At 62.9% G+C, this 26,222-nt stretch carries 30 protein-coding genes; all 30 read right to left on the bottom strand.

What is annotated here, in order from left to right:
• Positions 1-13 precede the first annotated feature (13 nt).
• The gene (locus ACP8ML_RS06545) at positions 14-2,935 is read right to left on the bottom strand and encodes a phage tail spike protein (RefSeq protein ID WP_007000820.1); all 2,922 of its coding nucleotides are present in this window, start codon (positions 2,933-2,935) and stop codon (positions 14-16) included.
• Positions 2,936-3,016: 81 nt separating this feature from the next.
• The gene (locus ACP8ML_RS06540) at positions 3,017-3,703 is read right to left on the bottom strand and encodes a hypothetical protein (protein ID WP_007000819.1); all 687 of its coding nucleotides are present in this window, start codon (positions 3,701-3,703) and stop codon (positions 3,017-3,019) included.
• Positions 3,703-6,390, bottom strand: coding sequence for a phage tail protein (locus ACP8ML_RS06535; RefSeq protein WP_486702903.1), 2,688 nt, complete (start codon positions 6,388-6,390; stop codon positions 3,703-3,705). The genes ACP8ML_RS06540 and ACP8ML_RS06535 overlap by 1 nt, the downstream gene beginning before the upstream one ends.
• A 26-nt stretch (positions 6,391-6,416) precedes the next feature.
• Positions 6,417-6,593, bottom strand: a complete 177-nt coding sequence (locus ACP8ML_RS06530) for a hypothetical protein (protein ID WP_007000817.1) — start codon at positions 6,591-6,593, stop codon at positions 6,417-6,419.
• 17 nt (positions 6,594-6,610) lie between these two features.
• Positions 6,611-7,021, bottom strand: a complete 411-nt coding sequence (locus ACP8ML_RS06525; protein ID WP_007000816.1) for a hypothetical protein — start codon at positions 7,019-7,021, stop codon at positions 6,611-6,613.
• A 12-nt stretch (positions 7,022-7,033) separates the two neighbouring features.
• Entirely contained in the window at positions 7,034-7,630 is a 597-nt protein-coding gene (locus tag ACP8ML_RS06520) for a major tail protein (protein ID WP_005295596.1), read from the bottom strand.
• 18 nt (positions 7,631-7,648) lie between these two features.
• The gene (locus tag ACP8ML_RS06515) at positions 7,649-7,993 is read right to left on the bottom strand and encodes a hypothetical protein (RefSeq protein ID WP_007000815.1); all 345 of its coding nucleotides are present in this window, start codon (positions 7,991-7,993) and stop codon (positions 7,649-7,651) included.
• Positions 7,990-8,427, bottom strand: coding sequence for an HK97-gp10 family putative phage morphogenesis protein (locus ACP8ML_RS06510; protein ID WP_007000814.1), 438 nt, complete (start codon positions 8,425-8,427; stop codon positions 7,990-7,992). Before ACP8ML_RS06510 ends, ACP8ML_RS06515 begins: the two co-directional genes overlap by 4 nt.
• Complete coding sequence (locus tag ACP8ML_RS06505) at positions 8,396-8,758, bottom strand: phage head completion protein (protein WP_007000813.1); 363 nt, start codon at positions 8,756-8,758, stop codon at positions 8,396-8,398. The genes ACP8ML_RS06510 and ACP8ML_RS06505 overlap by 32 nt, the downstream gene beginning before the upstream one ends.
• Positions 8,759-8,761: 3 nt before the next feature.
• Positions 8,762-9,076: a head-tail connector protein gene (locus tag ACP8ML_RS06500; protein WP_007000812.1), complete on the bottom strand. Its 315-nt coding sequence runs from the start codon at positions 9,074-9,076 to the stop codon at positions 8,762-8,764.
• Between the two features lie 32 nt (positions 9,077-9,108).
• Positions 9,109-10,329: a phage major capsid protein gene (locus ACP8ML_RS06495; protein ID WP_274732713.1), complete on the bottom strand. Its 1,221-nt coding sequence runs from the start codon at positions 10,327-10,329 to the stop codon at positions 9,109-9,111.
• 22 nt (positions 10,330-10,351) lie between these two features.
• Positions 10,352-11,182, bottom strand: a complete 831-nt coding sequence (locus tag ACP8ML_RS06490) for a head maturation protease, ClpP-related (RefSeq protein ID WP_007000810.1) — start codon at positions 11,180-11,182, stop codon at positions 10,352-10,354.
• A complete protein-coding gene (locus ACP8ML_RS06485) occupies positions 11,179-12,501 on the bottom strand; it encodes a phage portal protein (protein ID WP_007000809.1) in 1,323 nt (440 codons plus the stop codon). Before ACP8ML_RS06485 ends, ACP8ML_RS06490 begins: the two co-directional genes overlap by 4 nt.
• A 27-nt stretch (positions 12,502-12,528) precedes the next feature.
• Entirely contained in the window at positions 12,529-14,127 is a 1,599-nt protein-coding gene (locus tag ACP8ML_RS06480) for a terminase large subunit (protein WP_007000808.1), read from the bottom strand.
• A gap of 111 nt (positions 14,128-14,238) precedes the next feature.
• Positions 14,239-14,529 carry a hypothetical protein gene (locus tag ACP8ML_RS06475; protein WP_007000807.1) on the bottom strand — a complete coding sequence of 97 codons (291 nt, stop codon included), beginning with the start codon at positions 14,527-14,529 and terminating at the stop codon, positions 14,239-14,241.
• Positions 14,530-14,562: 33 nt separating this feature from the next.
• Positions 14,563-14,862 carry an Nmad4 family putative nucleotide modification protein gene (locus tag ACP8ML_RS06470; protein ID WP_007000806.1) on the bottom strand — a complete coding sequence of 100 codons (300 nt, stop codon included), beginning with the start codon at positions 14,860-14,862 and terminating at the stop codon, positions 14,563-14,565.
• A 181-nt stretch (positions 14,863-15,043) separates the two neighbouring features.
• Complete coding sequence (locus ACP8ML_RS06465) at positions 15,044-15,379, bottom strand: hypothetical protein (protein ID WP_007000805.1); 336 nt, start codon at positions 15,377-15,379, stop codon at positions 15,044-15,046.
• A 94-nt stretch (positions 15,380-15,473) separates the two neighbouring features.
• Entirely contained in the window at positions 15,474-15,671 is a 198-nt protein-coding gene (locus ACP8ML_RS06460) for a DUF4314 domain-containing protein (protein ID WP_005295562.1), read from the bottom strand.
• Entirely contained in the window at positions 15,668-16,324 is a 657-nt protein-coding gene (locus ACP8ML_RS06455) for a hypothetical protein (RefSeq protein WP_007000803.1), read from the bottom strand. The genes ACP8ML_RS06460 and ACP8ML_RS06455 overlap by 4 nt, the downstream gene beginning before the upstream one ends.
• Positions 16,321-16,506, bottom strand: a complete 186-nt coding sequence (locus ACP8ML_RS06450) for a hypothetical protein (protein WP_007000802.1) — start codon at positions 16,504-16,506, stop codon at positions 16,321-16,323. The genes ACP8ML_RS06455 and ACP8ML_RS06450 overlap by 4 nt, the downstream gene beginning before the upstream one ends.
• A 147-nt stretch (positions 16,507-16,653) precedes the next feature.
• Positions 16,654-17,904: a site-specific DNA-methyltransferase gene (locus tag ACP8ML_RS06445; protein ID WP_007000801.1), complete on the bottom strand. Its 1,251-nt coding sequence runs from the start codon at positions 17,902-17,904 to the stop codon at positions 16,654-16,656.
• A complete protein-coding gene (metK, locus tag ACP8ML_RS06440) occupies positions 17,876-19,066 on the bottom strand; it encodes a methionine adenosyltransferase (RefSeq protein ID WP_007000800.1) in 1,191 nt (396 codons plus the stop codon). Before metK ends, ACP8ML_RS06445 begins: the two co-directional genes overlap by 29 nt.
• A gap of 87 nt (positions 19,067-19,153) precedes the next feature.
• The gene (locus tag ACP8ML_RS06435) at positions 19,154-19,729 is read right to left on the bottom strand and encodes a P27 family phage terminase small subunit (protein ID WP_007000799.1); all 576 of its coding nucleotides are present in this window, start codon (positions 19,727-19,729) and stop codon (positions 19,154-19,156) included.
• A 245-nt stretch (positions 19,730-19,974) separates the two neighbouring features.
• Positions 19,975-20,352, bottom strand: a complete 378-nt coding sequence (locus ACP8ML_RS06430) for an HNH endonuclease (protein ID WP_007000798.1) — start codon at positions 20,350-20,352, stop codon at positions 19,975-19,977.
• A 155-nt stretch (positions 20,353-20,507) separates the two neighbouring features.
• Entirely contained in the window at positions 20,508-20,972 is a 465-nt protein-coding gene (locus tag ACP8ML_RS06425) for a hypothetical protein (RefSeq protein WP_007000797.1), read from the bottom strand.
• Complete coding sequence (locus ACP8ML_RS06420) at positions 20,969-22,330, bottom strand: DEAD/DEAH box helicase (protein WP_007000796.1); 1,362 nt, start codon at positions 22,328-22,330, stop codon at positions 20,969-20,971. Before ACP8ML_RS06420 ends, ACP8ML_RS06425 begins: the two co-directional genes overlap by 4 nt.
• Positions 22,311-22,589: a VRR-NUC domain-containing protein gene (locus tag ACP8ML_RS06415; protein ID WP_007000795.1), complete on the bottom strand. Its 279-nt coding sequence runs from the start codon at positions 22,587-22,589 to the stop codon at positions 22,311-22,313. Before ACP8ML_RS06415 ends, ACP8ML_RS06420 begins: the two co-directional genes overlap by 20 nt.
• Before the next feature lie 133 nt (positions 22,590-22,722).
• Complete coding sequence (locus tag ACP8ML_RS06410) at positions 22,723-24,990, bottom strand: phage/plasmid primase, P4 family (protein ID WP_007000794.1); 2,268 nt, start codon at positions 24,988-24,990, stop codon at positions 22,723-22,725.
• Complete coding sequence (locus ACP8ML_RS06405; RefSeq protein ID WP_007000793.1) at positions 24,987-25,430, bottom strand: DUF7768 domain-containing protein; 444 nt, start codon at positions 25,428-25,430, stop codon at positions 24,987-24,989. Before ACP8ML_RS06405 ends, ACP8ML_RS06410 begins: the two co-directional genes overlap by 4 nt.
• Positions 25,427-26,194, bottom strand: a complete 768-nt coding sequence (locus ACP8ML_RS06400; RefSeq protein ID WP_007000792.1) for a phage antirepressor — start codon at positions 26,192-26,194, stop codon at positions 25,427-25,429. The genes ACP8ML_RS06405 and ACP8ML_RS06400 overlap by 4 nt, the downstream gene beginning before the upstream one ends.
• Positions 26,195-26,222: the final 28 nt, after the last annotated feature.

Raw genomic sequence — 26,222 nt, 5'->3', positions numbered from 1 at the left:
TCCTTTCGGTTTTCTAGTTGAGGTTGGTTGACATGGTCGATAATCCGGTGTTGTAGAAGTAGTTCCAGGTGATTCGGCCATTGCCAGCATCGTTGATGTTTTTCACCCAGCCTTGGTTCAATGAAAGAATCAGTGAGTTGACGCGGGTCATGAGGTCATTAACTCGGTCGACCAATCGGGTCATGTTGTAGAACGACCCGTTGGTAACGATCATCAGGTCGTAGGTATGGAACACCACTTTGGATAGGTTTGAGCTGCCTGCCCAGCCAGCAAACGTGCCTTTACCCGTGAGTGTGCAGTCTTGCAAGACAACGGAACGGTTCTCGCCGGTATAAAACGAGTGCCCGTGGGTGCGTAGCTCTGCACCCAAGTGAATACCTGCATGGCCGTAGAACTTTCCACGAGGATCCAAGGTGAGCATGGTGGTGTACGAATCGTCAGATTGGAGCTTTTTATACGACCAGGTGATGTAGTCACCTTGGGTATCCAGTGAGTTTGAAATCCCTCGCACACTCGTGTTGCCGGTTTTATACTGCTGGCCTGTTCTGCCGATAAACCTAGTCCCGTAATAGAAATTCATCCCACTCGAGGTGATGCTTCCTTCCAGAGTGGACCCGTTGTACCAGGCGATCTGTGTGGGGCTGATGCGGATGGAGCTCGTCCACCCCGCCAGCCCCACCTGGATGGCGTTTGTTGCGAGTTTGTCCGCCGTGATCGACCTTGCCCCGATACGCGAGGCATTAAGCACGCCGGTGGTGATTTTGCCTGCATCCAGCGCACCGATCTTCGCCGAGGTTATCGCCGCATCCGCGATCATTCCGGTTTGGATGAAGCCGGTTGCGATCGTGAGCTTGTCGCTGGTGATCGACCCGGCCGCGATCCGCGCAGCGGACAGGGTGCCGGTGGTGATCTTCGAGGCCGACAACGAACCGATCTTTGCGTCCGTGATTGCCGCGTTAGCTATCATGGCCGTCTTGATGAACCCATCAGCGATCGTGAGCTTGTCACTGGTGATCGACCCTGCTGCGATCCGGGCAGCCGCGAGCGTACCGGTGGTGATCTTGGCAGCCGACAGGTTAGCGATCTTGGCGTCGGTGATCGCCGCGTTGGCGATCATTGCGGTAGTGACCGTGGCGTCATCGATACTGGTTCGGCCGGTGATGTGTATGCGCTCACCGGCGATCAAGATGGTTTCGGGTGAGATGTTGATCTGGGAGATGATCTCGCCTGAGCGCACGCGCAGGTTCAGGTCGCTGGCCATCATTGAAAGTGACGAGGCGAGGCTGTTATCCGCGTTCGTCAGCTCAGTGAACCGGGCCTCATTACTGGTTTGAACCTGCCGTGCCGTCTCGTAGGCCGTATCGGCACGGTGTTGCGCTTGGGAGACTGAGCTCTCAAGCCCGGTCACCTTCATGCCAGCCTCTCCGGCTACAGCCTCAGCTTCCCGTGCTGTGGCTTCGGCCTGGCTGGCTGCTTCGCGCGCCTGACTGATCTCGGTTTCGGCTACGGTGAGGCGAGCAGCGACAGCGGTAGCGGCAGCTTGGGCATCGTCAGCAGCGGTTTTCGCGGCCTCCACCTCAGCGCGAGCTTCGGCGAGCTCAGCGCTGACCTGAGCATGGTTGAGGTCCGTGGCAAGGGCAACCCAGCCGGGCTCGCCGGTGTCGGTGACCTGGTAGATCCAGATCTCGATGCTCTCGCCATTGTCCCTAAACCACGTGTCCCCGAGGCGGGCGGCAGCGGGCTGTTTCGGCCCGTAATGGTTGGTGGATTTCCCGTCCGCTGATGCCAGCGCCACGCCAGCAAGATCAGCAGCCATCTGGGCGGCCGTCTGCGCGGTGGTGATCTGGCGGGTGATCTGGGTGAACTTCCCTGCAACCGACCCGAGCTCCACCGAGACATACGCCTGCTGGAGCGGGTCGTATTCGTAGCCGACGACCCGCGCGGACAAGGACATGCCCAGGTCGGCGTGCTGTACCGTCACCGTGTCTCCCAGCAGGACGGTCTCCAGCTCGGCGAGGTCGGCGTACTCGGCAGTCGATGCGAGATCAACGAACGAGACGGTGTAGCTCGCGGCAGGCGTATCGACGTGGTTGGTGGTGAACTCGGTCTTAGCGGCTTGACGCAGAAGGGCGTGTGCTTGCGGCAGAGGTACTTCGTCCTCGCGGGGGTTATCTGCGTCGGCGATCGCTTTGATGTCCGGGTAGCGCATCACCTTGATATGCGGGATCGCGTAGGCATTCAGGTGTGGTGAGTCGACGTAGAGCTCGGGCAGGGTGATCCCATCAAACCCGACCGGCACGATCCGGGTGACCACGCTCGTCAGATCGATGGTCGAGGTGTAACCAGTGAGGTTCTTGCGATCGCGGATCACGACCCCACGATCTGCGCCGCGTGTGGCGGCGTGGTGGATGTGCCAGTTATCGCGCGTGAGCTCTCCGGCCCACCGGGAAGCGAACGTGTTATCCGACCCCTGGTCCATGATCGCGGCGGCAAGGTTCATCCGCACCACGCGCGCAGAGGCCCTGGTGGCCGTATCGGAGCTGGTCGCGGTGAACCGGTGCGGCGTGGTCGCAGACCTAAGGAGCTGATCGAGGGCTGCCTTGGGGGTTTTGTTGACCACGAAGGTGTCGGCGATGAAGTTGCCTGCCAGGTCGTAGAACAGATGGAAGGCGGTGACCTCCAACAGCCCGTCCAGGCTCGTTGTGACCTCGTGGATACGAAACCCTTGCCGGATGGTGGTGCCGGGAACAGGGGCTGCGATGATCGCCTCGACTACCAGCTTTGAGGCCAGCGGCCCATCGGCTGGATAGGTGACGGTCAGCTGGTAGGCTCCGCCGAGTTCCTCAACGACCCGGGCGTCGATCAGTTCAGGGTCGAGGACACCCTCGCCGGTGGCGGTGAACGTGGTGGCAGTCGGGGCATGCACGGTGAGCATCGGTGGTGTTCCTTTCGCAGACGTGCACCCGCAGCCAAAGAAACGGCTACGGGCGCACTGGGAGCAAAGAGATGGGCCGGGTTAGGGGTTTCGCCAGTTCCCGGTGATCTCGACTTTGGAGATGCCACTACCCAAAGTGACCCGGTTGACCCCTGGAGTAAGGATCGGGAACGTGCCGGTCAGCGCGTCGGTTTGCACCCGGCCTGCCACGTGCGCGACAAGCCGCGCCGAGTCCAGGGTGATCTGCCCTGCCGGTGACTGAACGCGATAGGCGGCCCCGTTGATCGTCAGCGTCAACGCCCCGGTGCCCCTGATCGTGATGATCGGTGCCGCATCCACCAGGCCAGGGTTGGTGATCTGCCCGGAGGCGGTGAGCGTGTGGGTGGTCAGCCCAGAATCCAGGTAGCTAAACGGCTCGCACACCAGGTGCGCCTCGAAGAATCCCCACGAGGACATGTCCGCGCGCAGTGGGCTAATGGAGGCGTGTTTGATCTTGTGGAACGCCCCGGGCTGGTGGGACAGGTGAATGGTCGCCGCCCGGGTCAGCGCCAGTGCGGCTTTGTGGTAGGCGGCCAGGCTGCCTGTGATCGCGAGCGGCAACGTGATCGACGTGTCATGCCAGCCGCCCAGGCGGGTCAGCGTCCCGGCTCTGCCCGCCACCTCAATATCGTCTGTGACCCGCTCGGCGACAGGTAGGTCGACCGGGCCGGTGAGCCGCAGGCCCAGCGACGTTGAGGACACTGTCTTGTCGAGAGTGAAACCATGCATCAGACACCTCCTCCTGTAGCGAGCACCGTGTGGTGGGAGTTGATACGAGCCAACTGGCGGTTGATGCCGGGAGCGAGTTTGCCCACCAGCGCGCCGTCGTTGAGCACGACCTTGATGTCCATGGCCTCCAGCAGTGCCCGGGCGGTCTGGTCGACGATGCCCGCCACCTCTCCTGCGCGCCCTTCCTCCTGGCCGACAGCGCTGTGGCTGGTGGTTGCAAGCGGTGGTTGCAGGTGGGTTGGGGTCAGATCGACCGGCTCCAGGCTGGTGGTGATCGGCACGTCGATACCGCTGGTGAGCTCGCTCATGGCCTTAAGGGTGTCTGCGGCGACGTCCTCGGCGGCTGCGACTGCGCGGTTTCCGGTGTCTTCGATACCTCCGGCCAGGCCTCTGGTGAGCATGTCACCGACCCACGCCATTTCCTTGGACGGCGAGTTGATGCCGAAGAAGCCGGTGATGCCATCCCAAATGTCAGAACACCAGCTTGTAACCCTGTCCCAGAGCCAGCCTGCCAGCGACTGGATGCCGTTCCACAAGCCCCGCACGAGGTCCGCGCCAGCAGAGGCCATCTGGCCGACCCCTTGACCGACCGCGCCCACGATCCCGGTGATGATCTGAGGGATCGCCGCCACGATGGTCGAGATGATCTGCGGCAGGTTCGTAATCAACGCGGTCAACAGCTCGACACCCGCCATGACCAGTTGCGGAATCGCCCCACCGATCGCCGAGACGATCGCTGCGATAATCTGCGGCAGCGCGGCCACGATCGTGCTGATGATCTGCGGCAGCGCCCCAATCAAGGCGGTGAGTAGTTTGACGCCAGCCTCGATGAGCTGCGGCAGGGCCGACAGCAGCGTGGTGATGATGCCGGTGATGATTTGTGGCAGCACCGTCACGATCGCGGTGATGATCTCCGGGAGCGCGTCGACCAAGGAGGTCAACAACGCGATACCGGTCTCGATGATCTGCGGGATCGCCCCGATGAGGAACTCCACGATCGAGGTGATGATCTGCGGCAGCGCCTCAATGAGCACCGGGATCGCCTCCAGCAGGCCCTGGGCGAGCCCCAAAATGAGCTGCAACGCGGCATCCAGGATCATTGGCAGCGCATCGACCAGCCCTTGGACCAGGGCGACAATCATCTCCACGGCCGCCGGGATGAGCTCCGGGAGTGCCTCACCGATACCGGTGACCAAGGTGGCGATGATCTGCAGGGCTGCTTCCAACAGTGACGGCAGCGCCTCGATGATCGCCTCGACTAGTGCGACGACGAGCATCACCGCTGTCTCGGCCACCGACGGCAACACCTCGATGATGCCTTCCAGCAGGGCGGTCAGGATCGACATGCCGGTCTCGACGACCATCGGCAGCTGCTCGGCGATGAACGCGAGTGCTTCTTGCAGGATCTCGCCGAGCTTGTCGATCAACGCCGGGGCTCCGCCCTGCTCGAAGGCTGCCGTGAGCTCATCGATCCACCCGTTGACCATCGGCATGACCGTGCCAGCCAGCGCGTCGGTCAAACCTTGGGCGAGCAGGCCCTTGAGGTTGTCGATGCCGTCGCGCATGGTAGAGAGCTGTCCGGTGAAGGTTTTCGACTGGGCTTCCATCGCCCCGTGGAAACGGCCGCCTTCCTCGGTTGCCGAAGCGAACGCGTCAGCGACCATGTCCGCGCTGATCGCGCCCTTGGCCATCTCCTCTTTCAGCTCGCCGATGGACTTGCCCGTCTTGCGGGAGATCTCCTCCAGCGGGTTGAACCCGGCGTTGATCATCTGGTTGAGGTCCTGGCCAGTCAGCTTGCCTGTCGAGGACATCTGGGCGAACGCCAACGTCAGTGACTCCATCTTCTGCGCGTCACCTTGGGAGATATCACCGAGCTGGCCTAGTCTGCGGGTAGCTTCGTCGGCGCTGATACCGAACGCCATCAGGGTTTGGGTGTTCTTCGCCAAATCCTCCATGCCGAACGGGGTCTTCGCGGCCTGGGTTTTCAGGTCGTTGACCAGCTGTTGGGCTTTTGCCTGATCGCCGAGCATCGTGGTGAAGCTGGTGGTGTACTGCTCCATGCGGGCGTTGTACTCCACCCCGTCCTTCAACGCATCGGCCATACCCCGGCCGATACTCGTGATCGCCTTGCCGATGCCCTTGACACCAGCGACGATCGCCTCGGCGGCCAGGTTCGCTTTGAGCACGTCCCCGAAGATCCGGGTCTTATCCCCGGTGTCGTCCATCTCGTCGCCGAGATCATCGACCGCGTCCTCCAAATGCCCGGCATCCTTGGCAGCGTCTTTCGCATCATCGCCTGCACCGTCGGCCTCGTCACCGAACTCGCCGAGCGCATCATTGTTGGCCTTTAGCTCTTTTTCCAGCTCGTTGAGCTCGGCACCGGCGTTGTTGAGCTGGATCTGCCAGTTTTTCGTGCGCGAATCGTTCTCCCCGAACGACGCGGCCGAGTTCTCCAGCGCGGCCTTGAGTGTTTCGATCTTGGCCTTTTGGGTCTCGATCTCTTTGGTCAGCACCTGGTTGCGGGAGGCCAGCGCCTGGGTGGACTTGTCGTTCTTGTCGAACTGGGAGGCCACCAGTTTCATCTCCGAGCCCAGCACCCGCATCTCACGGTTGATGTCGGTGATGGCCCGCTTGAACTCGCGTTCACCTTCCAGACCGATCTTGAGACCAAACGATGAGTCAGCCATGAGGATTCACCTGCCTGTCAGTGGGGTTAGATCCCGGGCGGGATGATGTCGTCGATGAACCACACCCGTGCTGGTTTCGCTCGTCCTGTCTCGATCCGCCAGCAGTCCACCAGGTCAAGGAGCTCACCAAAGACCATCAGGCCCACCTCGTCTTGTCTCAGGCCGAGGTGGGCTAAACCGATGTAGGTCAGGCGGGTGAACACTGCCCGGTCGGATTCGACTATCCGTCCGCTGCCGGGCTCACTTTTGGGGCTGGCTCGGTGAGGATGTCGCGGCGGGTGCCTCGCTGCAGTGCCTCAGCGATCGCACCCCGGTAGTCGGCGATATCGGCAGGAACCGTCAGCAGCTCCACCTCGTCCTCCGTCAACTGCGGGCGCGGGTTGTCGCGGTGGGTGAGGTTGTGGATCTGCACTGACTGGTTGGCCAGTAGCGTGATCAGCCAGATCACCTCGGTCAGTGTCTGGCCGAGGTCCTCGGAGGTCTCCAACGCGGCTCCGAGCTTGTCCAGCCCGCCGTAGCGCTCGGCGATCAGCCGGGTGGCCTTGGTGGTGAGCACCAGCTCGTACTCGCTCCCACCAATCGTCACGGTCGCACTGCGCCCGGCAACATCAATCGAGGATGTGTTTGTCATGAGCGGGCTCCTTTACTTGCCGGGGCTGGTGGCGGCGGGCTCGTAGACGGACTGGTACCAGCCGGTGATGATCTCGGCCTTGACCTTGGGGTCGCCTTCGGTGGCTTCGGCTTTCCACGGGTGGCGGCCCTTCGCGTCTGGCTTGTTGCGGCGCAGGATCGTGCCCTCGATGCTCGGGGTGGAGAACGTGATCGAGTCGGCCTTGGTGGCAAGCGTGGTGCTTGGCAGGGCGAACTTGACGCGGTAGAGCCAGAAGTACTGGAAGGTGCCGTTGGAGCGGGCGGCACGGAACCCGATCGCTACCGGTGTGCCGCCGTCTTCCGAGGACGAGATGAGCACCCCGTTGGCATCCAGGGTGGCACCGGTCAGTGCCGCTGCGGCTTCTGCTCCTAGGTCGTCCACGCCGAGGGTGAGCGTGCCGGATTTGAATTCCTTGACGATCTCGCTGGGCCCATCGTCGGCATACAAGATCGCCTCGGCGACCTCGACGGAGAGTTCCGCTGAGATCGCTTTGGCCAGTGGCTTCGGGCTGGCGTAGGTTTCCTCGCCGGTGGTGGGGTTTTCGGTGATCGTGGCGTAGTAGAGCTTGTCAAGACCAATCGTGGCCATGGGTGATTCGTCCTTTCGTTAAAACGGGTGGTGGCAGCTGATATCGAAGCTGTAGTGGTGGTAGCCCGTATCGTCCTCGAAGCCGATGTAGCGTCTGGCGGTCACCACCAGCCCCGCGTCGACGAGCGCGTGGGTGAGCGTGTCTCGCCAGGTCAGGTAGTTGCCAGTTGTGAACAGGCCGAGGCGGACTTCTTCGACTTCGACGCTCGGGGTGTTGTCGGCGAACACCTCCAGCGTGTCGCCGATCGGGGTGGCCACCAGATAGGTATCCGGTGCGGGCGAGGCGCTAAACAGGCTCACCGCGATCGGCAGATCAAGCCGGTCAGCGACCGTGGTGAGGGTTTCCAAAAGCGGGATGGTCATGGTGTGATCCCGTCGAGCTTGGCTTTAAGCACGGTTTTCATCGCCTCCACCGCGCCCCGTCTGGTCTGGGAGCGTGTCGGTGCCAGGAACGGGCGTGCGGGCTGGTTGCTCCTGCCGTGCTCAAGCACGTTGGCGATGAGCGCGTTCGACCTGCCATCGCGGCGGTTCTCGGCGAAACCGACCTTGACGTTGTGATCGCCTCGTGAGTTGACCTTCACGCTCGTGACACCCAGGGCCCCGAGGAGCTGGCCGGTTGAGCGCGACGGCGTGGTGGTCGCCTGCCCGATCGCGGCGGCGAGGTTGGCTCGCATGCGTGGTTCGACCACGTTCGCGCCAGCTGTCAGAACTTCGTCGGCTGCAGTGTCCAGCAGGCGTGAGGTGGCCTCGAGTGCGTCTATGTACTTATTGGGGAGTCGGATCTGGACGCGCGCCATGATGGGCTCCTTCCGGTTGCAGACGGTGGGCAAGGATCTCGATGTAGCCGCCGATGGGCTCGACGGTGTCGATGACGTAGCGGCCATCGCAAGCTGTGATCTGCATGACCTCTGAGACGGTGAGCCCGGGGATGGTGCGGATGCGGAACAAGACGGTTGCATGCGTGTAGGCCGCACGGTTCACCCACGCTGAGCTGGCGTGCCGGACCTCTCGGTAGGCGCGCACCGAGGCGACCACCTGCTCGGCGCTAGCGGTAAAACCCGCAGCGTCCCTTCGGGCCACGGGGGTGATGAGGTCGATGGTTTCTCGCATACTGCCAATGCCTGCCATGGGTTAGACCTTCCATTCGCGCTCAAGGCGCAGCAGCGTGTTCACCGCGCCCCACATGGCCTTGGCGGCATCGGGTTTGTCGGACCAGAACCCGGCCGTAGACCCGTCACGCGACTCGTAGAAGTGACTGGCGAGCATCACGATCGCCTGCCGGGTCGAACCGGGCATCTCGTGGGCCTCGTAGTAGTCCTCAGGCAAGTGCTGGTAGGCGGTGGCATAGGAGGTGGCAGCTACCACCAGGTTGGCGATGAGCTCGTCATCCTCGTCGTGGGCGAGGATGAGGTTGGCTTTGACCTGGTCGATGAGCTGGTGGTTCATGGCTGCCACCTCCTATTCGTTGCGTGGGGGTTTTAGGCTCCGGCCTTCTGGGTGAGGATCTTGACGGCCTCGGGCAGGACGAGCTTGCCGTCCAGGCGCTGGGAGGCGAGGAAACCGACCTGGCCGGAGGTGGCGAACAGTTCGTTCAGCCGCTTGAACGAGCGTCCCTGCCGGTCAGCGATCCAGTAGTAGGACAGGTCACCGAACGCCACGGTCTTCGCGCCCGCCTTGATCTCAGGGACAAACGTGGAGGTGTGCACCGGCTTGCCCAGGATCATGTCCGGGGCACCAACCGTGAGCGCTGGCTGCCACAGGTACTGGCCCTGGTTGTCCTTGAGCTTGCGCACGGTCTTGACGGTGGCATCGTTCATCAGCCACACCGCCCGGGCCCGATACGGGGCGCGCAGGCTGTAGTGCAGGTCGATGAGCTCATCGGCGGTAATGTCTGTGGCCTTCGCGGTGGTCACATCCGAGATGCCACCACCGGTGGTGTCGAAGATGCCGGTCGGCTTGCCCTTGCCGTCACCGACAAGGAAAGCCTCCTCTTCGGCGGCACCGATGCGGCGGGCGAACTCGGCGGCGAGGTAGGCCTCGACGTCGAAGACCGAATCGCCGAGCAGTTCCTCGCTGATCTTGAGGAACGTGCCGAGCTTGAACGCCGAGAGGGTGATCTGGGAGAAGGTCTCGTCGGATTCGGTGTAGGGCTTGCCCTCATCGAGCCACCCGGCACTGCCGTGGGTGGAGACGACCGGGATCTTGCGGTCCCCGCTGGTGGTCTGGATGACGTTGGCAAGCCCTCGCATGATGTTCTGGTCGGCGAGCGACTGCACGAGGGTGTGCTCGAACTCGTCCGGGACGAGGTAGCCGCCCTCGGAATCGACCCCCTCGGACAGGGCGTTGCGCACCTCCATGGGAGAGGCGTTGAGCCGCATCGCATCCCAGAAGGCGCGCTTGTAGGAGGCGGTGGCGCGGCCGGTCTTGGGTTCGCTCTCCTCGCCGGTCTGGCCGGGCATCGAGGTCAGCGGCGTATTCGTGGCGCGGGCCAGATCAGCGTCTAGGCGCTGGGCGCGCTCGGCGCGAGCGATCTCGGCGCTCAGCCGTTCAATGTCGGCTTCCATGCGGGCGTAGGTCTGGTCGTCCTCGGCGGAGAGGCAGCCGGTGGTGGTGTCGCGGCGCTCGTCGAGGAAGGCCTTGGCCTTCTCCCAGGTGTCGGCGCGGCGGGTACGCAGGTCAGAAATCGTCATCGTGGACATGGGAAAGGGTTCTCCTTGCTTGTTAGTGGGTGTGATTGACCAGGGCGGCGTACAGGTCCACCACCCGACGACCCGTGAGCCGTACGGGCGCTGGGGTTGGTGGCTGGGTGGCTGGTGGCGTGTCGGTCAGGTGCGCGACGAGGCGCTGCTCGGCGGGCTTTCGGGCAAAACACACCCCGCTGGCGGTATCGGCGAGCGGGGCTGGGTTTCCGGTCTTCGGCGGCCACGGTGGCTTCGTGTCCGGCCCCTCATCGTCGTCCTCATCGGGGTCGGTGACCTTCGGGGCGTTGCCGGTGAGGTAGCCGTCGGCAAAACCCATCGCGATGGCAGCACGCGCGTCCATCCAGGTCTCTTGATCCATCAGGCGAGCGAGCTTGGCCCGGCTCATCCCGGTTTTCAGCTCGTAGGCGTTGATGATGGATTCTTTGACCGCTGCGAGCATGTCGATGGCACGGCCCAGCTCATCGGCGTCACCGACGGCGAGGGTGGCGGGGTTGTGGATCATGAGCATCGACACCGGGCTCATCGCCACGACTTCACCTGCCATGGCGATCACGCTGGCGGCACTGGCCGCGATCCCGTCGATGCACACCCGCACGTGTCCGGGATAGTCGAGGAGCATGTTGTAGATCTGGGCTGCCGCGACGACGTCGCCGCCGGGGCTGTTGATCCACACCGTCACATCACCGGAACCTGCCGCCAGCTCGGAGGCGAACAGGGCCGGGGTGATGTCGTCGTCAAACCATGACTCCTCAGCGATCACCCCGTTGATACGCAAAACCCGGCTGGTATCGCTACCCGCCGGGTCAGATGTGTCGGGAGCGGGTGGCTCCCAGTTCCAGAACCGTCTCACCGGCTCCTCCTTTCAACTCTGTGTTCAGTTGGTGGCCCGCCAGGAGGCGAACCGCCTTCTGACGGCTCCAACCCCGCTGGTTCTTCCTGCCCCTTGGTGGCGTAGGCCCCGGCCATGGATAGCGGCAGCATGTTGCCGTTGACCAGGTACACGTCGCCACCATCAGCGACAGCGATACGGTCAAGGTTTTCCAGGGCGCGGATGTCGTTCGCGCTCATCCACCCGTTCTGGCGTGCTACCGCGTAGCCGTTCATGCGCGAGACGTAGTCGCCGCGCAGCAGACCTTCAAGGTTGAACTTCACGAACACGCTCGGCTTCTCACGCGGGCTCAGCAGCGTCTTGGTCAGGGCTTGTTCCCAGCGGATGACCCACGGGTCGAGCGTGTATTTCACGAACTCCAACGACTGCTGCTCAATATTGCTGAAGCTCGATTTTTCGAGGTCTCCCACCATGTGCGGTGGGATGCGGAAGATCCGGGCGATCTCGTTGATCTGAAACTTCCTGGTCTCCAAGAACTGCGCCTGCTCCGGGGAGACGGAGATGGGCGTGTACTTCATGCCCTCTTCCAACACCGCGACCTTGTTGGCGTTGCGGGCCCCACCAAAAGTTTGCTGCCAAGACTCACGCACCCGAGACGGGTCCTTGATCGTGCCCGGATGCTCCAACACCCCACCGGGGGCAGCCCCGTTAGCGAAGAAACTCGCGCCGTAATCCTCAGTGGCCATGGCCATACCGATCGCGTTCTTCGCCATCGCAATCGGGCTATAGCCCACCAGCCCATCAAACCCGAGCCCAGGAATATGCAGCACGTCAGCAGGCGAAAGCCGGATGCGAGACCACTGGCCAGCGGGTTCGTCGCTGATGGCCTGGTACTCGTAGTAGAGCCTGCCCGCATCATCCCTGCCGACGCTCATCCGGTTGGGCATGAGCGGATAGAGGCCGATGACCTCGTCGAGGCCGTTGCGGATGACCTGCGCGTAGGCGTTGCCCCACAACAGCAGATGCGTCATCAGCGTCTCGCGGAAGACGAAGCTGGTCATCTCCGGGTTCGGCTCATCGTGAAGAAGCCGATACAAGCCATGATCGGTGGCTTTGACTTTCGATCCGTCCGACTCGATGCGATACACATGCAGCGGCAAACCAGCGATAGCTTCAGCCAAAATCCGCACACACGAATAGACCGCAGTCATCTGCATCGCTGAGCGTTCGGTGACCGTGCGCCCGGAGCTGGTGGGCCCGAACAAGAAGCTGTAGCTCGAGGACAGCTGGTGGTTGGACACCTGCCGGGGATTGGGTCTGAGCCAGTCGAAAAGTCCCACAGGGGCCTCCTTTACGTTGTCGAAGCGTTAGAGGACGAGCAGCCCGCGCGAGTCGTACACCGACGTGCCCGCGTGGGCGCTGCCGCCTCGGATCGCGCGGTCCAGCGCCATGATGGTGGCCACGACCCCGTCGATCTTCTCGGTGGACTTCTGCTTGTCGGGTTTGATGTTTCCTGCCGGGTCGGTGCGTACATGAATGTTGTCGACCATCCAAGAAAGCACCGGGTGGCCCCCGTGGGCGAGGCGTCCTTCGAGTGCGAGCTTCATCAGCTCCTTGCTCGGTGGGCTCATGTCCTTGAATCCCTGCCCGAAGGGCACGACGGTGAAACCGGCATCGTCGAGGTTTTGGCTCATCTGCACCGCGCCCCACCGGTCGAAGGCGATCTCGCGGATATCGAACCTCTCACCGAGTTGTTCGATGAGGTGCTCGATGTGGGCGTAGTGGACGACGTTGCCTTCCGTGGTCTCCAAGAAGCCCTGGCTGTGCCACAGGTCGTAGGGCACGTGATCACGCGCCACCCGAAGCGACAGGTTGTCCTCCGGTATCCAAAACCACGGGGCGATCCGGTACTTCTCGTCATCCCCGTAGGGCGGGAATACCAGCACGAACGCGGTGATATCCGTCGTGGAGGCCAAGTCCAGCCCTCCGTAGCAGGGCCTACCCTCCAGCTCGTCCAAGTCCACCGGGTCGACGCATGCGTCCCAGATGTGCATGGGCATCCACCGCACCGACTGTTTCACCCATTGGTTGAGGCGAAGCTGGCGAAACGAGTTCTCCTCGGCGGGGTTCTGGCGAGCCGAGTTGCACGCCGCCCGCACCTTCTCCACCGGCACAGTGACCCCAAGCGAAGGATTGGCCTTGTGCCAGACATCTTCGCTTGTCCAGTCATCGTCCACATCAGCGCCGTAGATCACCGGGTAGAACGTGGGGTCGTGTTTCTTGCCCGCCAGGATGTCGCGCGCTTTTTGGTGCTGCTCGTAGCAGATGCTGTGGGTGTCAGTACCTGCGGTGGTGATGAGGAAATACAGCGGCTGGGTGCGCGCATCACCCGAACCCTTGGTCATCACGTCAAACAACGCGCGGTTGGGTTGAGTGTGCAGCTCGTCGAAGACGACCCCGGAGATGTTGAACCCGTGCTTGGAGTACGCCTCAGCCGAGAGCACCTGGTAGAAGCTGTTGGTCGGCTTGTAGATGATCCGCTTCTGACTGCTGAGGATTTTCACCCGCTTCGACAGGGCCGGTGATTGGCGGATCATGTCGGCGGCGACCTCGAAGACGATGCTGGCTTGCTGCCGGTCGGCCGCGCACCCGTACACCTCGGCGGCTTGCTCCCCGTCCCCGCACGTCAGCAGCAGCGCGATCGCAGCAGCCAGCTCGGACTTGCCCTGCTTCTTGGGGATCTCCACATAGGCGGTGGTGAACTGCCGGTAGCCGTCGGGCTTGATGGTGCCGAACAGGTCACGCACGATCTGTTCCTGCCAGCCCAGCAGCGTGAACGGTGTGCCTGCCCAGCGGCCTTTAGTGTGGCGCAGCGCCTGAATGAATGCGACAGCGAAATCAGCTTTGCGCTGGTTGTAGGTGGAGCCGTCTGCCATGAACCTGGTCGGCTGATACGTGCTCGTCATCGTGGCGGCAGCTCCTTCCTCGGGGTATAAGAAAAGCCCCAACCGTGTGGGGCGAAACGGAGAGTGTGGGGCAAGTCCCGATCCGTTGGAGGGTCGGGACGGTGCGAGGGGTTAGCAGTAGGTGGCGCGGAAGTTGGCGACCACCTGGTCGGTGTCGAAGCCGCCGTAGCGCCAATCGGACAGGCCGCGCTGCCTGGCCAGGGCGATGATCTGATCGGCTTTGGTGTAGTGCCAGCCGATGCGGCTGAGCGTGTGGACCGGGATCTTCTCAGCCCCGACCTCCTCGGCGAGCTCGTCGAGGACGCTGAAGGGGATCTCGGCGGCAGCCTGGATCTCACCGTGCGGGGCGGCGTCGGCGGGGATCTCCAGGTGGTTGGTGACCAGCTCCCGGGTGGCGTCCATCGGGTGTCCTCCTTGGCCTTGGTGGGGTGTGGGTTAGATCTGGGTCAGGGCCCAGGCGATGGCGTGCCCGGCGTCTGCGAAAAGGTGGTCGGCCTCGGAGATGAGCTCCAGGGCGCATTCGCTGCGGCCGCGCGCGTTCGGGCCGAAGCCGTCGATCGGGGCTTCGGTGAGGCGGTAGACCTGGGCGCTGTTGCCGTAGCCGTCTTTCTTGGTCCAGGTCGCGAAGGTGGCCAGCGTGTAGTCGCCGTGTGCGAGGATCGCCCCGTAGGAGTCGACGCGCATCTGCAGGGCTTCGGTGGTGAGCTTCTCGGTGGTGTTCATGGCTGTTGTCATTTCCTGAGGTGGTGTTCTTTTGTCATGTACATACAGCCATAGGTGCGGGCACTTATCCAGTCGTATTTGCCCAGATCAGGCACTATTTTTTGGGATCTACAGCACTCGGAAAAACCGTGGAGAAACAAGGCTTGTGACGAGGGAAACCCCGCTCGAGGCAGGGTTTCCGGGTGCCAGCAGGTCAGGCGTTGCGGGTGATGCTGCAGTTCACCAGGTCGCGGGCGTTCAGGGGTGCCAGTTCGCTGACCATGGCGATGGCGCGTCGATAGCCGTCGGTGACCTTTTCGATCTCTTCCGGGTCGAGGGAGCCGTATGAGGTGGTTTGGATCGTCCACTGGCCGGTCTGCCAATCCCGGTACAAGGGCGGGGTGTACGGCATGCGGGCTGCGGGGCGGATCTCGATCGCGAGGTCGTCTGTGGTGTCGATGGTGACGATGGTGTAGGCGAGCCGGTTCGCATTCTCGACCAGGCGCTGGGTGGTTTCCTCTTCGATGCTCATCTTTGCCTGGGTGTTCATGGCTGTGTCCTTCCCTGAGGTGGTGTGCTTTCGGTATGTACATACAGCCATACGTTTTGCCGCATATCCAGTCATTGTTTGCCCTGATGAGCTGCTATTTTTCGGGTTTTTCGGTGGGTAGGGTTTCCCAGGAGTCCTCGCCCGGGATGAGCCCCAGATTCGATCCGGTGTCCCAGTCGACGTGGACGGTGCCGAGGTCGTCGACGAACGCCACGGTGCCAAGCACACCGGGGCGCAGCGTCGTGTACGGGTCGCTGGTGGCGATCAGGCGCACCCGCTGGCCGGGAGTCATGGCCGGTTCTCCTTCCTGCTTGTCGGGGTGCGCCAGGCGGCGTCTCCTTCCAGGCCTGCCAGCAGGATGCGGCGTGCCTGCTTGTGTTCGGGGCCGATGAAGCCCAGGGAGAGCAGGAAGCAGCGCATCGTGTACTTGTCATTGCCCGGTGCAGGCGGTGTGGATCGGATCCGGGTTGCCTCCTGGGCGCGTTGGCAGAGCCTGGCCACAAGTGGGATCACCGCCTCGCGTGCCGTCTCCGGCGTAATCGACTCACACCACGGGAACGAGACCGTCTGGTCATCGTTGAACTCGACGGGTGTGGCCGGGATGCCCAGGGCTTTGGCGATCAGTGGCCCTTTAGCCGCTAGGAGTGCTTCGAGGTTGGCGCGTGTGCGCTCACTCCACCCGGTGGTGGGCATCGTGACCGTTAACGCCACCTCGCCCGGGTCGGCGGTTTCAAAGCCCGCCTTGTAGGCGGCCTCGAGCACGGCCTGCGCCTCGATGCCATCTGGTAGGTAGAGGGTCCAGTCCCGATCCAGCGTGGCGTCTGCGATCTGGTAGGCAAAGGAGGGCGTGCCCAGGTAGGTGGCCTTGACGCCAAGGTGATTGGCGAGAAGCTGGGCGAGCTTTTCCCTGCCCGTTTTGTGCGGGGTGAAGGCGAGGATGCTCATGCCACGACCTCCTGCTCGAACCAGGCGGCCACCATGCTGAGGAAACGCGTCGGGTCACACTCGATCACGCGTACCACCAGCTGGTAGCCAAGTGCTGTGGCAACCCGCAGGGTTTCCTCGGGGTCGTAGACGTTGACTCCGGCTGCGATGAGCTCGCTGATTTCGATGTGTAATTCACTCATGACCAGTCCTTTTCGCTCGGTTCCCCGGATGTGGGGGTGTTTTCGGTCATGTACATACAGCCATACGTTTTTCCGCTTATCCAGTCGTTTTTGCCCTCATCAACGGCTCATTTTCACGCCCCTGTTGTCCCTGCATATTGCGGGGTTTTATTCGCGGTCGCGGTCGACCTGTTTGACCAGATCCAGGTAGGCGTATTGGGTGTCGCCTCGCTGGCAGGTGATCCCGGCTGCGTCCCCGGTCGCCTCGGCGTAGCGGCGCAGGATCACCGAGGCGTACTTCTCGTCGAGCTCCATGAGGTAGGCGATGCGGTCGGTCTGCTCGGCTGCCATCAAGGTCGAACCGCTGCCAGCGAAGGTATCGAGGATGATCGCGTTTGCCTGGGTGGAGTTGCGGATCGGATAGGCCAGCAGATCCAGCGGCTTAGACGTCGGGTGGTCACTGTTTTTGCGGGGCTTGGCGAAGTTCCAGATCGTGGTCTGTTTCCGGTCAGCGAACCACTTGTGCTTGGTTCCCTGCTTCCACCCGTAGAGCACCGGTTCGTGCTGCCACTGGTACGGTGAGCGTCCCAGCACGAGGGAGTCTTTGACCCAGATGCAGCAGCCGGAGAGTTTGAACCCGGCGTCGATGAACGCCTTGCGGAAGTTCAGCCCTTCGGTGTCGGCGTGGAACACATACGCAGACCCGCCCTTGTCGAGAACACCTGCCATGTTGGTAAACGCGGCGAGCAGGAACTCATAGAAGGAGTCGGCCTTCATCGCATCGTTCTTGATCGTGAGCCCATCGGAAGACTCGAAGGCCACGTTGTAGGGCGGGTCGGTGAGCACCAGGTTCGCGCTCTTGCCGTCCATAAGCACCGCGACATCACCGGGGTTGGTAGCGTCCCCGCAGACGAGCCGGTGCCTGCCGATAGTCCAGATGTCCCCGCGCTGGACGAAGGATGCGGCCTCGAGAGCGGCGGTGAGATCGAAGCCGTCATCGGTGACCTCGTCATCGTCGAGGGAACCAATCATCGCCTGGATTTCGTCATCGTCGAAGCCGGTGAGCTCGGCATCAAAGTCGGCCGCGTCCAGGTCGGCGATGAGCAGGGCCAGCTTGGATTCATCCCAGTCGCCGCTGATCTTGTTCAATGCGACGTTGAGCGCCTTCTCGCGGGTCTCGTCCAGTTCGACGACCACGCAGTCAACATCGGTGTGGCCGAGGTCGGCGAGTACTTTCAGGCGCTGGTGGCCGCCGACGACGTGGCCGGTGGTGTGGTTGTAGATCACTGGCTCGACGTAACCGAACTCGGTGAGGCTGCGCTTGAGCTTGTCGTATTCTGGATCTCCTGGTTTTAGGTCCTTACGCGGGTTGTAGTCGGCGGGCTTGAGCTCACTGATGGGTAGCTGCTTGATGAGCACGGCGGATCACCTCCGTGGTGAGCTTGTCGGTAAACGGCAGCGTCCATTCCCACTCGCTCAGGCCATGGCCCATGTGCCCGTAGGTGGAAAGCTTCGCGTAGATGGGGGCTCTAAGGCCGAGGCGTTCGATGATCGCGGCCGGGCGCAGCGGGAAGATCGCCTGGGCGGCGTCGGTGAGCAGCCAGTCCGGGTGCTGACCGGTGCCGAAGGTGTCGATGTGGAACGCGACCGGGTCAGCCTTACCGATTGCATAGGAGATAGCGACGTGGCATTCTTCGGCCAGGCGCGCATCCACCACGGTTTTCGCGATCAGGCGAGCTATGTACGCGCCCGTCCGGTCGACCTTGGAGGGGTCCTTCCCCGAGAACGCGCCACCGCCGTGCGGGCCGAGCCCACCGTAGGTATCGACCATAAGCTTGCGTCCGGTCAGCCCGGTATCAGCGGTGGGGCCGCCGGTGACGAACCGCCCGGACGGGTTGACCAACACGCGCTCAGCCGTGGCACCGGGCAGGTGCTCCTCGATGGCGGGAGCAACGATCAGCGTGCGCACCTCGCGTTCAAGCGCCTCGGGGTCTTTGTTCGCATCGTGTTGGATGGAAACGATCACGGTGTCGATGCCGATCGGGGTGCCCAGCTCGTCGTAGACCACACTGACTTGGGATTTGCCGTCGGGTCCGATCCCACGGATGGTGCCGTCGGTGCGGGCTGTATCGAGGCGGCGGCAGATCTCGTGGGCGAGCACGAGCGGCAGTGGCAGGCGCTGGGTCGTTTCGTTCGTGGCGTACCCGTAGACGGTGCCCTGGTCGCCCGCCCCGAGGCTCGCATACGCCGACTCGTCACCGGCACGGGCCTCGATGGAGGTGGTGACACCTGCGCTGATGTCGGCGGATTGGCGGTGCACCCACACGTAGATGAGGAACCGGTTCGGGTTGTACCCGGCCTGGCGCAGCGCCTCCCGTGTGGAGGCGCGCAGACGGGGCCGGATGGTGGTGGTGATCTCGCCGGTGACGATGATGCGCCTGCCGGTTGCCATGACCTCAACGGCCACGCGTGCCGTCGGGTCGAGGGTGAGGATGTCATCGAGGATGTGGTCTGCGATGAGGTCGCACAGCTTGTCGGGGTGGCCGATACACACAGATTCAGCACTTCGCACTACAGACACGCGAGGGCTCCTTTCACAAAAGCGAACAACAAGAAAGCCCGCCCGTGTGTCGGGCAGGCCAGAAACGAAACAAGGGGTCGCGGGGCGTTAGGAGGAGGCTTTGAGCAGCTGCTCCATGACCTCATCGCCTGGTGTGGTGCCGGAGTAGTCGGTGGTGCAGGTGGCGCGCACGATGTCGAAGATCTCGTACCAGTACACGTTGGCCTGCTTGCCGAACGACTGCGACATGGCCACGAACGGGCTGGCGATTGCAGCGCCCGTGGTGGGGTGTTTGCCGAGCAGACCGAACTTGGAAATCGCCTGCTCGCACTGGATGTAGCGGGCGAACGCCTGCGCGTACTGCTCAATCAAGCGTTTGGAGACGAACTCGGTACAGCCGCGTTCATCCAGCCAGCTCCACGTCTCCCGGTAGACCAAATCCGCGCCGAGTGGTTGGCCGTCGCGCTGCTCGGCAGAGAGGTATTCGCCGGGTTCTGGCATCGTCTCGCCTGCGAGCAGCGCGCCATCGCCGATGTCGGTGCCGTCCAGGTCGAACACATCGAGCTCGGCCGGTGTGGTGAGCCGGGTGGCGGGGCGCCCTGCGGCGAGCTTGTCGTTCAGCGCTTCGGGCTTCGCCCCGGCGCGGACCCTACGTCCGCCCCTGTTGGTGCCGTCTTTGGCCATGGCTTTGCCTCCTTGTCAGGGCGTCGTGCCCTGGTGTGGAGGGCGTGAGGGGTCAATACCCCGTTTGATTCGGCGGTTTTGCGCACGGTTGGCCCCGCCCGCTGAGGAGCGCGCCAGCTGTGGAGATCCGCTCGCCCCCACCCCTCGGCAAACGCGCCACGTCGCCTCGTGCCGGGCCAGCGGCCTCGAGGTCGGCACAGGTGAGGGTCGTCAGGTAGGCCGCGAGAGGCGGGCACACAGCGCGTTTAGTAGCTGTGGACCTGAGGGGCTTGCCGCCACCGGTCGCCATCGAGCGCGGACTGGCGCGAGTGGCACGGCTTGCACAGACTGCGCAGGTTCGACTCGTCATGGGTGCCGCCGTGTTCCAGCGGGATCACGTGGTGGACCTCAGCAACGGGCGTGTACCGGCCACGGGCCAGGCAGTCCTCGCACAACGGGTGGGCCTGCACGTAGGCCGCGCGGATCTTTCGCCACCGGTGGTCGTAGCGTCGGTTGATCTTCGGGTCGCGCTGGTACTTGCGGTAGCGGGTGTCCTCGGCGCGGGCGTGCTCGGGACAGAACCTGGCGTCGGTCAGCTCGGGACAACCGGGCTGGGAGCACGGGCGCTTGGGTTTGAAAGGCATCCGTCTCACCACCCTTGTCGTTCATGGCAACGACCCCCAGACGAACCGTGATGATTCGTCTGGGGGTCGGGACCTACTTTTCAACCACTTACAGCATGCGACAGGCACACCCTGAAAGTCATCCCCTCTTTGCGACACTCATGCGCGCCAATGCTTCAGTCTCTGCCGAACAAGAGACGGGCGAAACGGGCAAGGGCGCGCTGCTTCTTAGCGAAGGCCGTCTTGCGTTCGACGTAGAAGTGCTCGGCAACTTTGACGGCGGCGTCCTCGGCGGAGAGGTCGTCGAGGAAGAAGACCTCGAGGACCAGCCGGTCATCGTCGCTGAGGCTTTCCCAGGCCGGGTTGAACCAATCCATGTAGGCCTGCGCTTTTTGGTTGCGGGCTTTGAGCGCGTCGAGGTTGTCGAGGATCGAGCAGACTCTCGCTTCACCAGCGTGCGGGTTGTTGCCCCGTGGGAGGCCGTCGAATCGGGGTGAGCCGATTGAGGTCAGTGAGGCTTTGAGCTCGTCGGCGTACCCGTCGCCTTGCTGGAGAATGACAGCTTGGGTTGCGTAGTCCTGGAGGACGCCGATGGCGGCTTTGCGGTAGTCGAAGTAGTCCCAGATGGGGTGGTCGTTCATGAGTGAGCCTGCTTTCCCAGAGTTTTTGCGACCGCATTGATCAACGCAGCCTGTGTCGTGTCTTTGTTGTCCAGCGCGGCCAGCACCGCCTCATCGAGGGTGTCGGCTGCTGCCAGGTGGGTGATCGTCACCGGCTGGTCTTGGCCCTGGCGGTAGAGCCTCGCGTTGGTTTGCTGGTAGAGCTCCAGCGACCAGGTCAGGGAGAACCAGACCAGGAGGTTGCCGCCTTGCTGAAGGTTGAGCCCGTGCCCGGCGGAGGCCGGGTGGATCAGCGCCAGGGGAATCTCCCGGCTGTTCCATGCCTCGATGTCGGTACTGGTTGTGAGCTCGCGGGCCTGCGGGAGGCGTTCGGTGATCCGCTGCAGGTCGTGTTTGAACCAGTAGGCCACGAGTAGTGGCTGGCCGTTGGCTGCCTCCACGAGGTCTTCGAGCGCGTCGAGCTTGCGGTCATGCACCACCAGTGGCTGGCCGTCCTCGTCGTAGATCGCACCGGAGGCCAGCTGCAGCAGCTTGCCCGAGAGGGCTGCGGCGTTCGCGGCGTCGATGACCTGCCCGTCGAGGTCGAGCACCATCTCATCTCGCAACCGCTCGTAGGCTTTGCGCTCCTTGACGTCGAGGTCGACGAGCTTCGTGGTGACCGTCAGCTCAGGCAAGCGCAGGTAGTCGGTGGTGCGCATCGACAAGGTGATGTCGCTGATCGCCTCGTAGATCTCGCCCTCAGCACCGGGTGCGGGCTTGTAGGTGAAGATCTGCTGGCCGTTTCGCCGATCGGGCACGAACCAGCGGTTGCGGTAGTAGGTGATGAACCTGCCGAGGCGCTGGCCTTCATCTAGGAGTCGGAACTGCGCCCACAAGTCCATCAGCCCGTTGGCTGCGGGAGTGCCGGTGAGTCCCACGATCCGGGTGATGCGTGGTCGCACGGAGGCGAGTGCTTTGAACCGCTGCGCCCGGTGGTTCTTAAACGAGCTCAGCTCGTCGATGACGACCGTGTCGAACGGCCATGTGTTGCCGAGGTGGCGCACCAGCCAGGGCACGTTTTCGCGGTTGATGACGGTCACCATCGCCTCGGCGGCAAGGGCATCGAGCCGCTGGGCTTTGGACCCGACGGCGACGGCGATGGTGAGCCCGGCGAGGTGGTCCCATTTGGTGGCCTCGGCAGGCCAGGTGTCGCGGGCGACTCGCAGGGGTGCCACGATGAGGACCCGGCGGGCCTGGAAGGAGTCCAGCAGCAGATTCCAGATTGCCGTCAGGGTGATCACCGTCTTGCCCAGGCCCATCCCGAGCAGGATCGCGGCCTGCGGGTGGTCTTCAACGAAGGCGGTGGCCTGTCGTTGGTAGTCATGCGGCTCGTAGCGCATCAGCCACCTCCTGGATCGCGTCAATGTTGTCAACGACGACCACGTCCATGCCGTGGTCTGTGAGTTGGTGGATGCGGCGGCGTTGGATGGGGCGTGGGAGGCGTCCGGGTGCTTTGAGTTCGACGAAGATGACGCGTCCGCGATGGATGCAGATGCGGTCTGGAACCCCTGCGGTTCCTGGGCTGGTGAATTTCCAGCACAGGCCACCGATCGCCTCAACGGCTTGCTTCAAGTGTTGTTCGATTGCTTGCTCGTTCATGGGTTACACGTCCTTGGTGTTTTGCCGAGGGTGCAACCTGGTGCAGGGTCGTTTTGGACTTTTCTATAGGGCTAGTTTTTATGCCCTATAGGAAACTCACATATGGGTCTGCACCAGGCTGCACCCAGCGCTATTACTGCTGGTCAAACTCGTTTTTCAGTTGGAGGCCAAAAACCCTGATCCCGGATTTCATCTTTTTGCGGACAAAGCCGTGGTGTTCTACGGTGGCGTTGAAATCGACCATGGGACGCGCCCACCCGGAGGTGGACATCGCCCACGCCCGGTAGGTCTGGTACAAGTCCCCGGCCCGTTCCGACAGCCCAGGGTCGAGGTCGCAGTGGGCGTCGAGGAACTGGGCGAACCAGTTGTTCTCTTCCCGATACGCCGCTGATGCCTCCACCACTCGGGCCGGGGCCTTGAGGTGGTAGTTCTCGGCGTGGATGAGGTGCGCGCCCTCCATAACCCAGGCCAGGATCGCCCCGCCTGCCTGCGTATAGAGGTAGTCGGCATAGTTCTTGATGTCGGACGTGCCTTCGATCTTGGCTTCGAAGGGGATGACGATGAGCCTGCGCCAAATACCAGCATCCATCGCCCCCACCCTGGGCAGATGGTTGGTGTAGAGAATCAAGGTGTGCGAGGGGGTGAAGGCAAACGGTGCCTTGTATTTCTTCTCCGCGTAGATCTGGTCGGTGGAGGCGAGCTGTTTGACCACGGAGGTGGACATGCGCACGCCTTCTTCGGACTCGGCGGAGATGATGAGGCGTTTGCCTTTGGCCTCAGCCAGCTCCGGTTTGACGTTGCGCATCCCACCGATCGTGAGCACATCAGCGCTCATGTTGCCTGCGTAGGTGCCCAGCACCCGGGCGATCGTGTTCCAGAACGTCGATTTGCCATTGCGACCATCCCCGTAAGCGATGACGAGCGCTTCGACGAACACTTGCCCGATCGCAGCCAAGCCAACGATGCGCTGCACATAGGCGATGAGCTCGGCATCGCCCTGGAAGAACACCTCGAGGGCTTCCTGCCACAGGTGCGCCCCGTCGATGCCAGGGTCGAGGCTGGTCTGCTTGGTCACCAGGTCCGCCGGGTCATGGTCGCGGCGCGATGCGGCTCCGTGGCGCAGATCGTAGGTGCCTGATGGGGTGTTGAGCAGATACGGGTCGGCATCGAGCTGCTCAGGTGTGGTCAGCAGCATGGGGCGGGCTTCTTTCAGGCAGTTGGTAATCCCGCGCGATTCGCGACGCTTGAGCGCGTAGGCCGCATAGGTTTTCGCGTCCTCGAATGCGGCGAACGCCTCTTGTTGGGCGGTGTTGAACATGGCCTGGGCTTTCGCCTTCGACATCGACGCCAACAACATGGCAGCCCCCGTGGCAGCGAGCTGGTCTTTGGCGTCTTCGAGCAGCTTGTGAGCCTCGGCCAGTTGGCGTTCGGTGAGCTCCTGGGCGACGGCTTGGGCTGCGGGAGCGGATTCGTACCAGACACCGTCGTAATAGACGAGCCAGTCGGTGGCCTCCGAGTAGCGCAGCGAGTCCGGATAGGCCTTGGTTAGGGCGTGGGCTTGGCCGACGTCGCTGTAATCGGCGGGGCGTACCGAATCCAGGCTCGCCTCAAAATCCTCTGGTGGCACATACCCGGGCTGGTTCTCGACCGTCTTGGCGAACCGGGTGGCCGACCTCCAGATCGACTCCACCTCTGCCTCGGGCAGCGGCGGGTTGCAGCGTGCGGCCTTGCGGTCAAACAAGTCGCGTGCCTCATCGGTCGTGCCGAGGCGAATCAGCAGCCTGCCAGCAAACCTCGACAAGGTGGCGTTACGCGAACCCTCCTCGATCGCCTGGGTGCCCTCATCCCACTGGGCGAACACGTCCTCCTCCACCGTGTCGGCAAGCCAAGCGTCGATGGTGCGTTCACCCTCGACCACGGTGATCTGCGGATCATTGTGGCCGTAGATGAAGCGGCCAGCGTCGATCGCGTTCGGGTCGAAAAACACGAACCGGGCGGCGAGCTGCTTCTTCAGCCCCGCGTAGGCCTCAGCATCAGTTACGGGGTTAATTGGGAAGTAGACGTGGAAGCGGGGTCTGGGCGACTGGGCACCTTTGGTCCTCTGGTGGTTGCGGGAGGTGGCGGTCATCAACGCCACACCCGCCAGCCGCTCCGCCAGCGATGCCGGGGTGACCCATTCGGCAGCATCCTCGGTGTGGGAGTTGTCCACGTCCATCACCAAGCAGTTCGAGGTCACGAAACTGCCAGCCGAGCGCCTGCCACCCACGTACTCGGCAACCACATGATCCAACCGCGTAACCGCCTCCAGGTCGGCTGCCGTGGTCACGGTGTGCGGGTTCGGGTAGTGGGCGTTGTTCTGCTGACCTGCCACTTGCGCGGTGAACATCGTCATCGCCTTCATAGGGTGACCTCCTCAAAGTCGGCGTCGAAATAGGTAATGGGCAGCTCGAGGTGGTGGGCCCATTCGATCTCGGCGCGCATCCCTGCCGAGACGCGGGCCGTGTAGACCCAGATCGCCTCGCACTTGCTCAGAAGAATTCGGTTGAAAAACATCGCCAACTCACGCTCACTCGCGTCGGTGTCGTCCATGAACTGCGGAAACAACAGGTGTGGTGCGAGCGGAATCTTGCGACGTGCCACCGCGTGAGCACACAACGCGCGAGCCAACTCCACGTTGTTCTCTGTGTCATCGGAGTACGGCGAGCAGATGTAGACCAAGGGCCGGTAGCCGTACTCGGCGCGTTGGAGATTCTTCAGCGCCTTGTACGCGGTGGGGTCTGGGTAGCCCTCCGTGTTGTGGGGCGAGAAACCCAGGTCGATGCCGGGAGCAGTCGTCGTCATGCCGCACCGCCGTCCTGCTCGATGACCGGCAGCAGGCCGAACTGGTTCTTCAGCAGGTCGTAGACGAACAAGCGGCCCTTTTGGGTCCAGTACATGTGAGTGCGGGTCTTGCCTTCGTCGTACTCGTGGGTCTTGGACTGCGTGTAGCCCTGCTCGGCGAACCGGGCGTAGAGGAACCAGCGGCCGGACTGCCTGAACTGCACCCCGGCGTCGTGCAGCAGCAAGTTCAGCTTCTTGGCTGACAGGCCGTAGTCCTTGGCGATCTCGGTGATGGTCAGTAGCGAGTCCGACTGGAGCACGACGTCGTAGTAGGAGACCTTCGGGGCGGCCTCGAGCAGGGCTTGCTCGGCGGCCAGCCGCTTGGCCCGCTCGGAGCGAAGCTGGATGATGGCGTGCTCGAGGAACTCGTCGTTGTCCAAGAGCTCGTCGATGGCGTAGACGCCGTGGCGGCGGATGGTGGGCAGGACCTCGTTGACAACCCAGGCTTCGAAGTCTTGGGCTGCGGGGAGCTTGGAGGAGAAGATGAGCCGGTACAGGTCACCTTCGGTGATGAACCTGGCTTCTTGAGTGCGACCGAGCGCATCCGTGATGGGGTGGTGAAACGCCACCCCACGTCCATGCTGCTTGATGGCGTTAACTGGATCTTTGTACCCCAAGGCGGTGGCCACATCGCGGCCACAGAAATACACCTTGTCCTCATGCTCGACAGTTCGGATCGTTCCAAAGGCATCGTTGGTGAATACCTGAAGATCTCTCGTAGCCATGTCTGGCTCCTTCTAAGAGCCAGGATTG

This window comes from Cutibacterium sp. LaCa_255, from assembly GCF_057458005.1.
The sequence above is the reverse complement of the archived record's forward strand: the minus strand, read 5'-3'. Positions and strand labels throughout refer to the sequence as shown.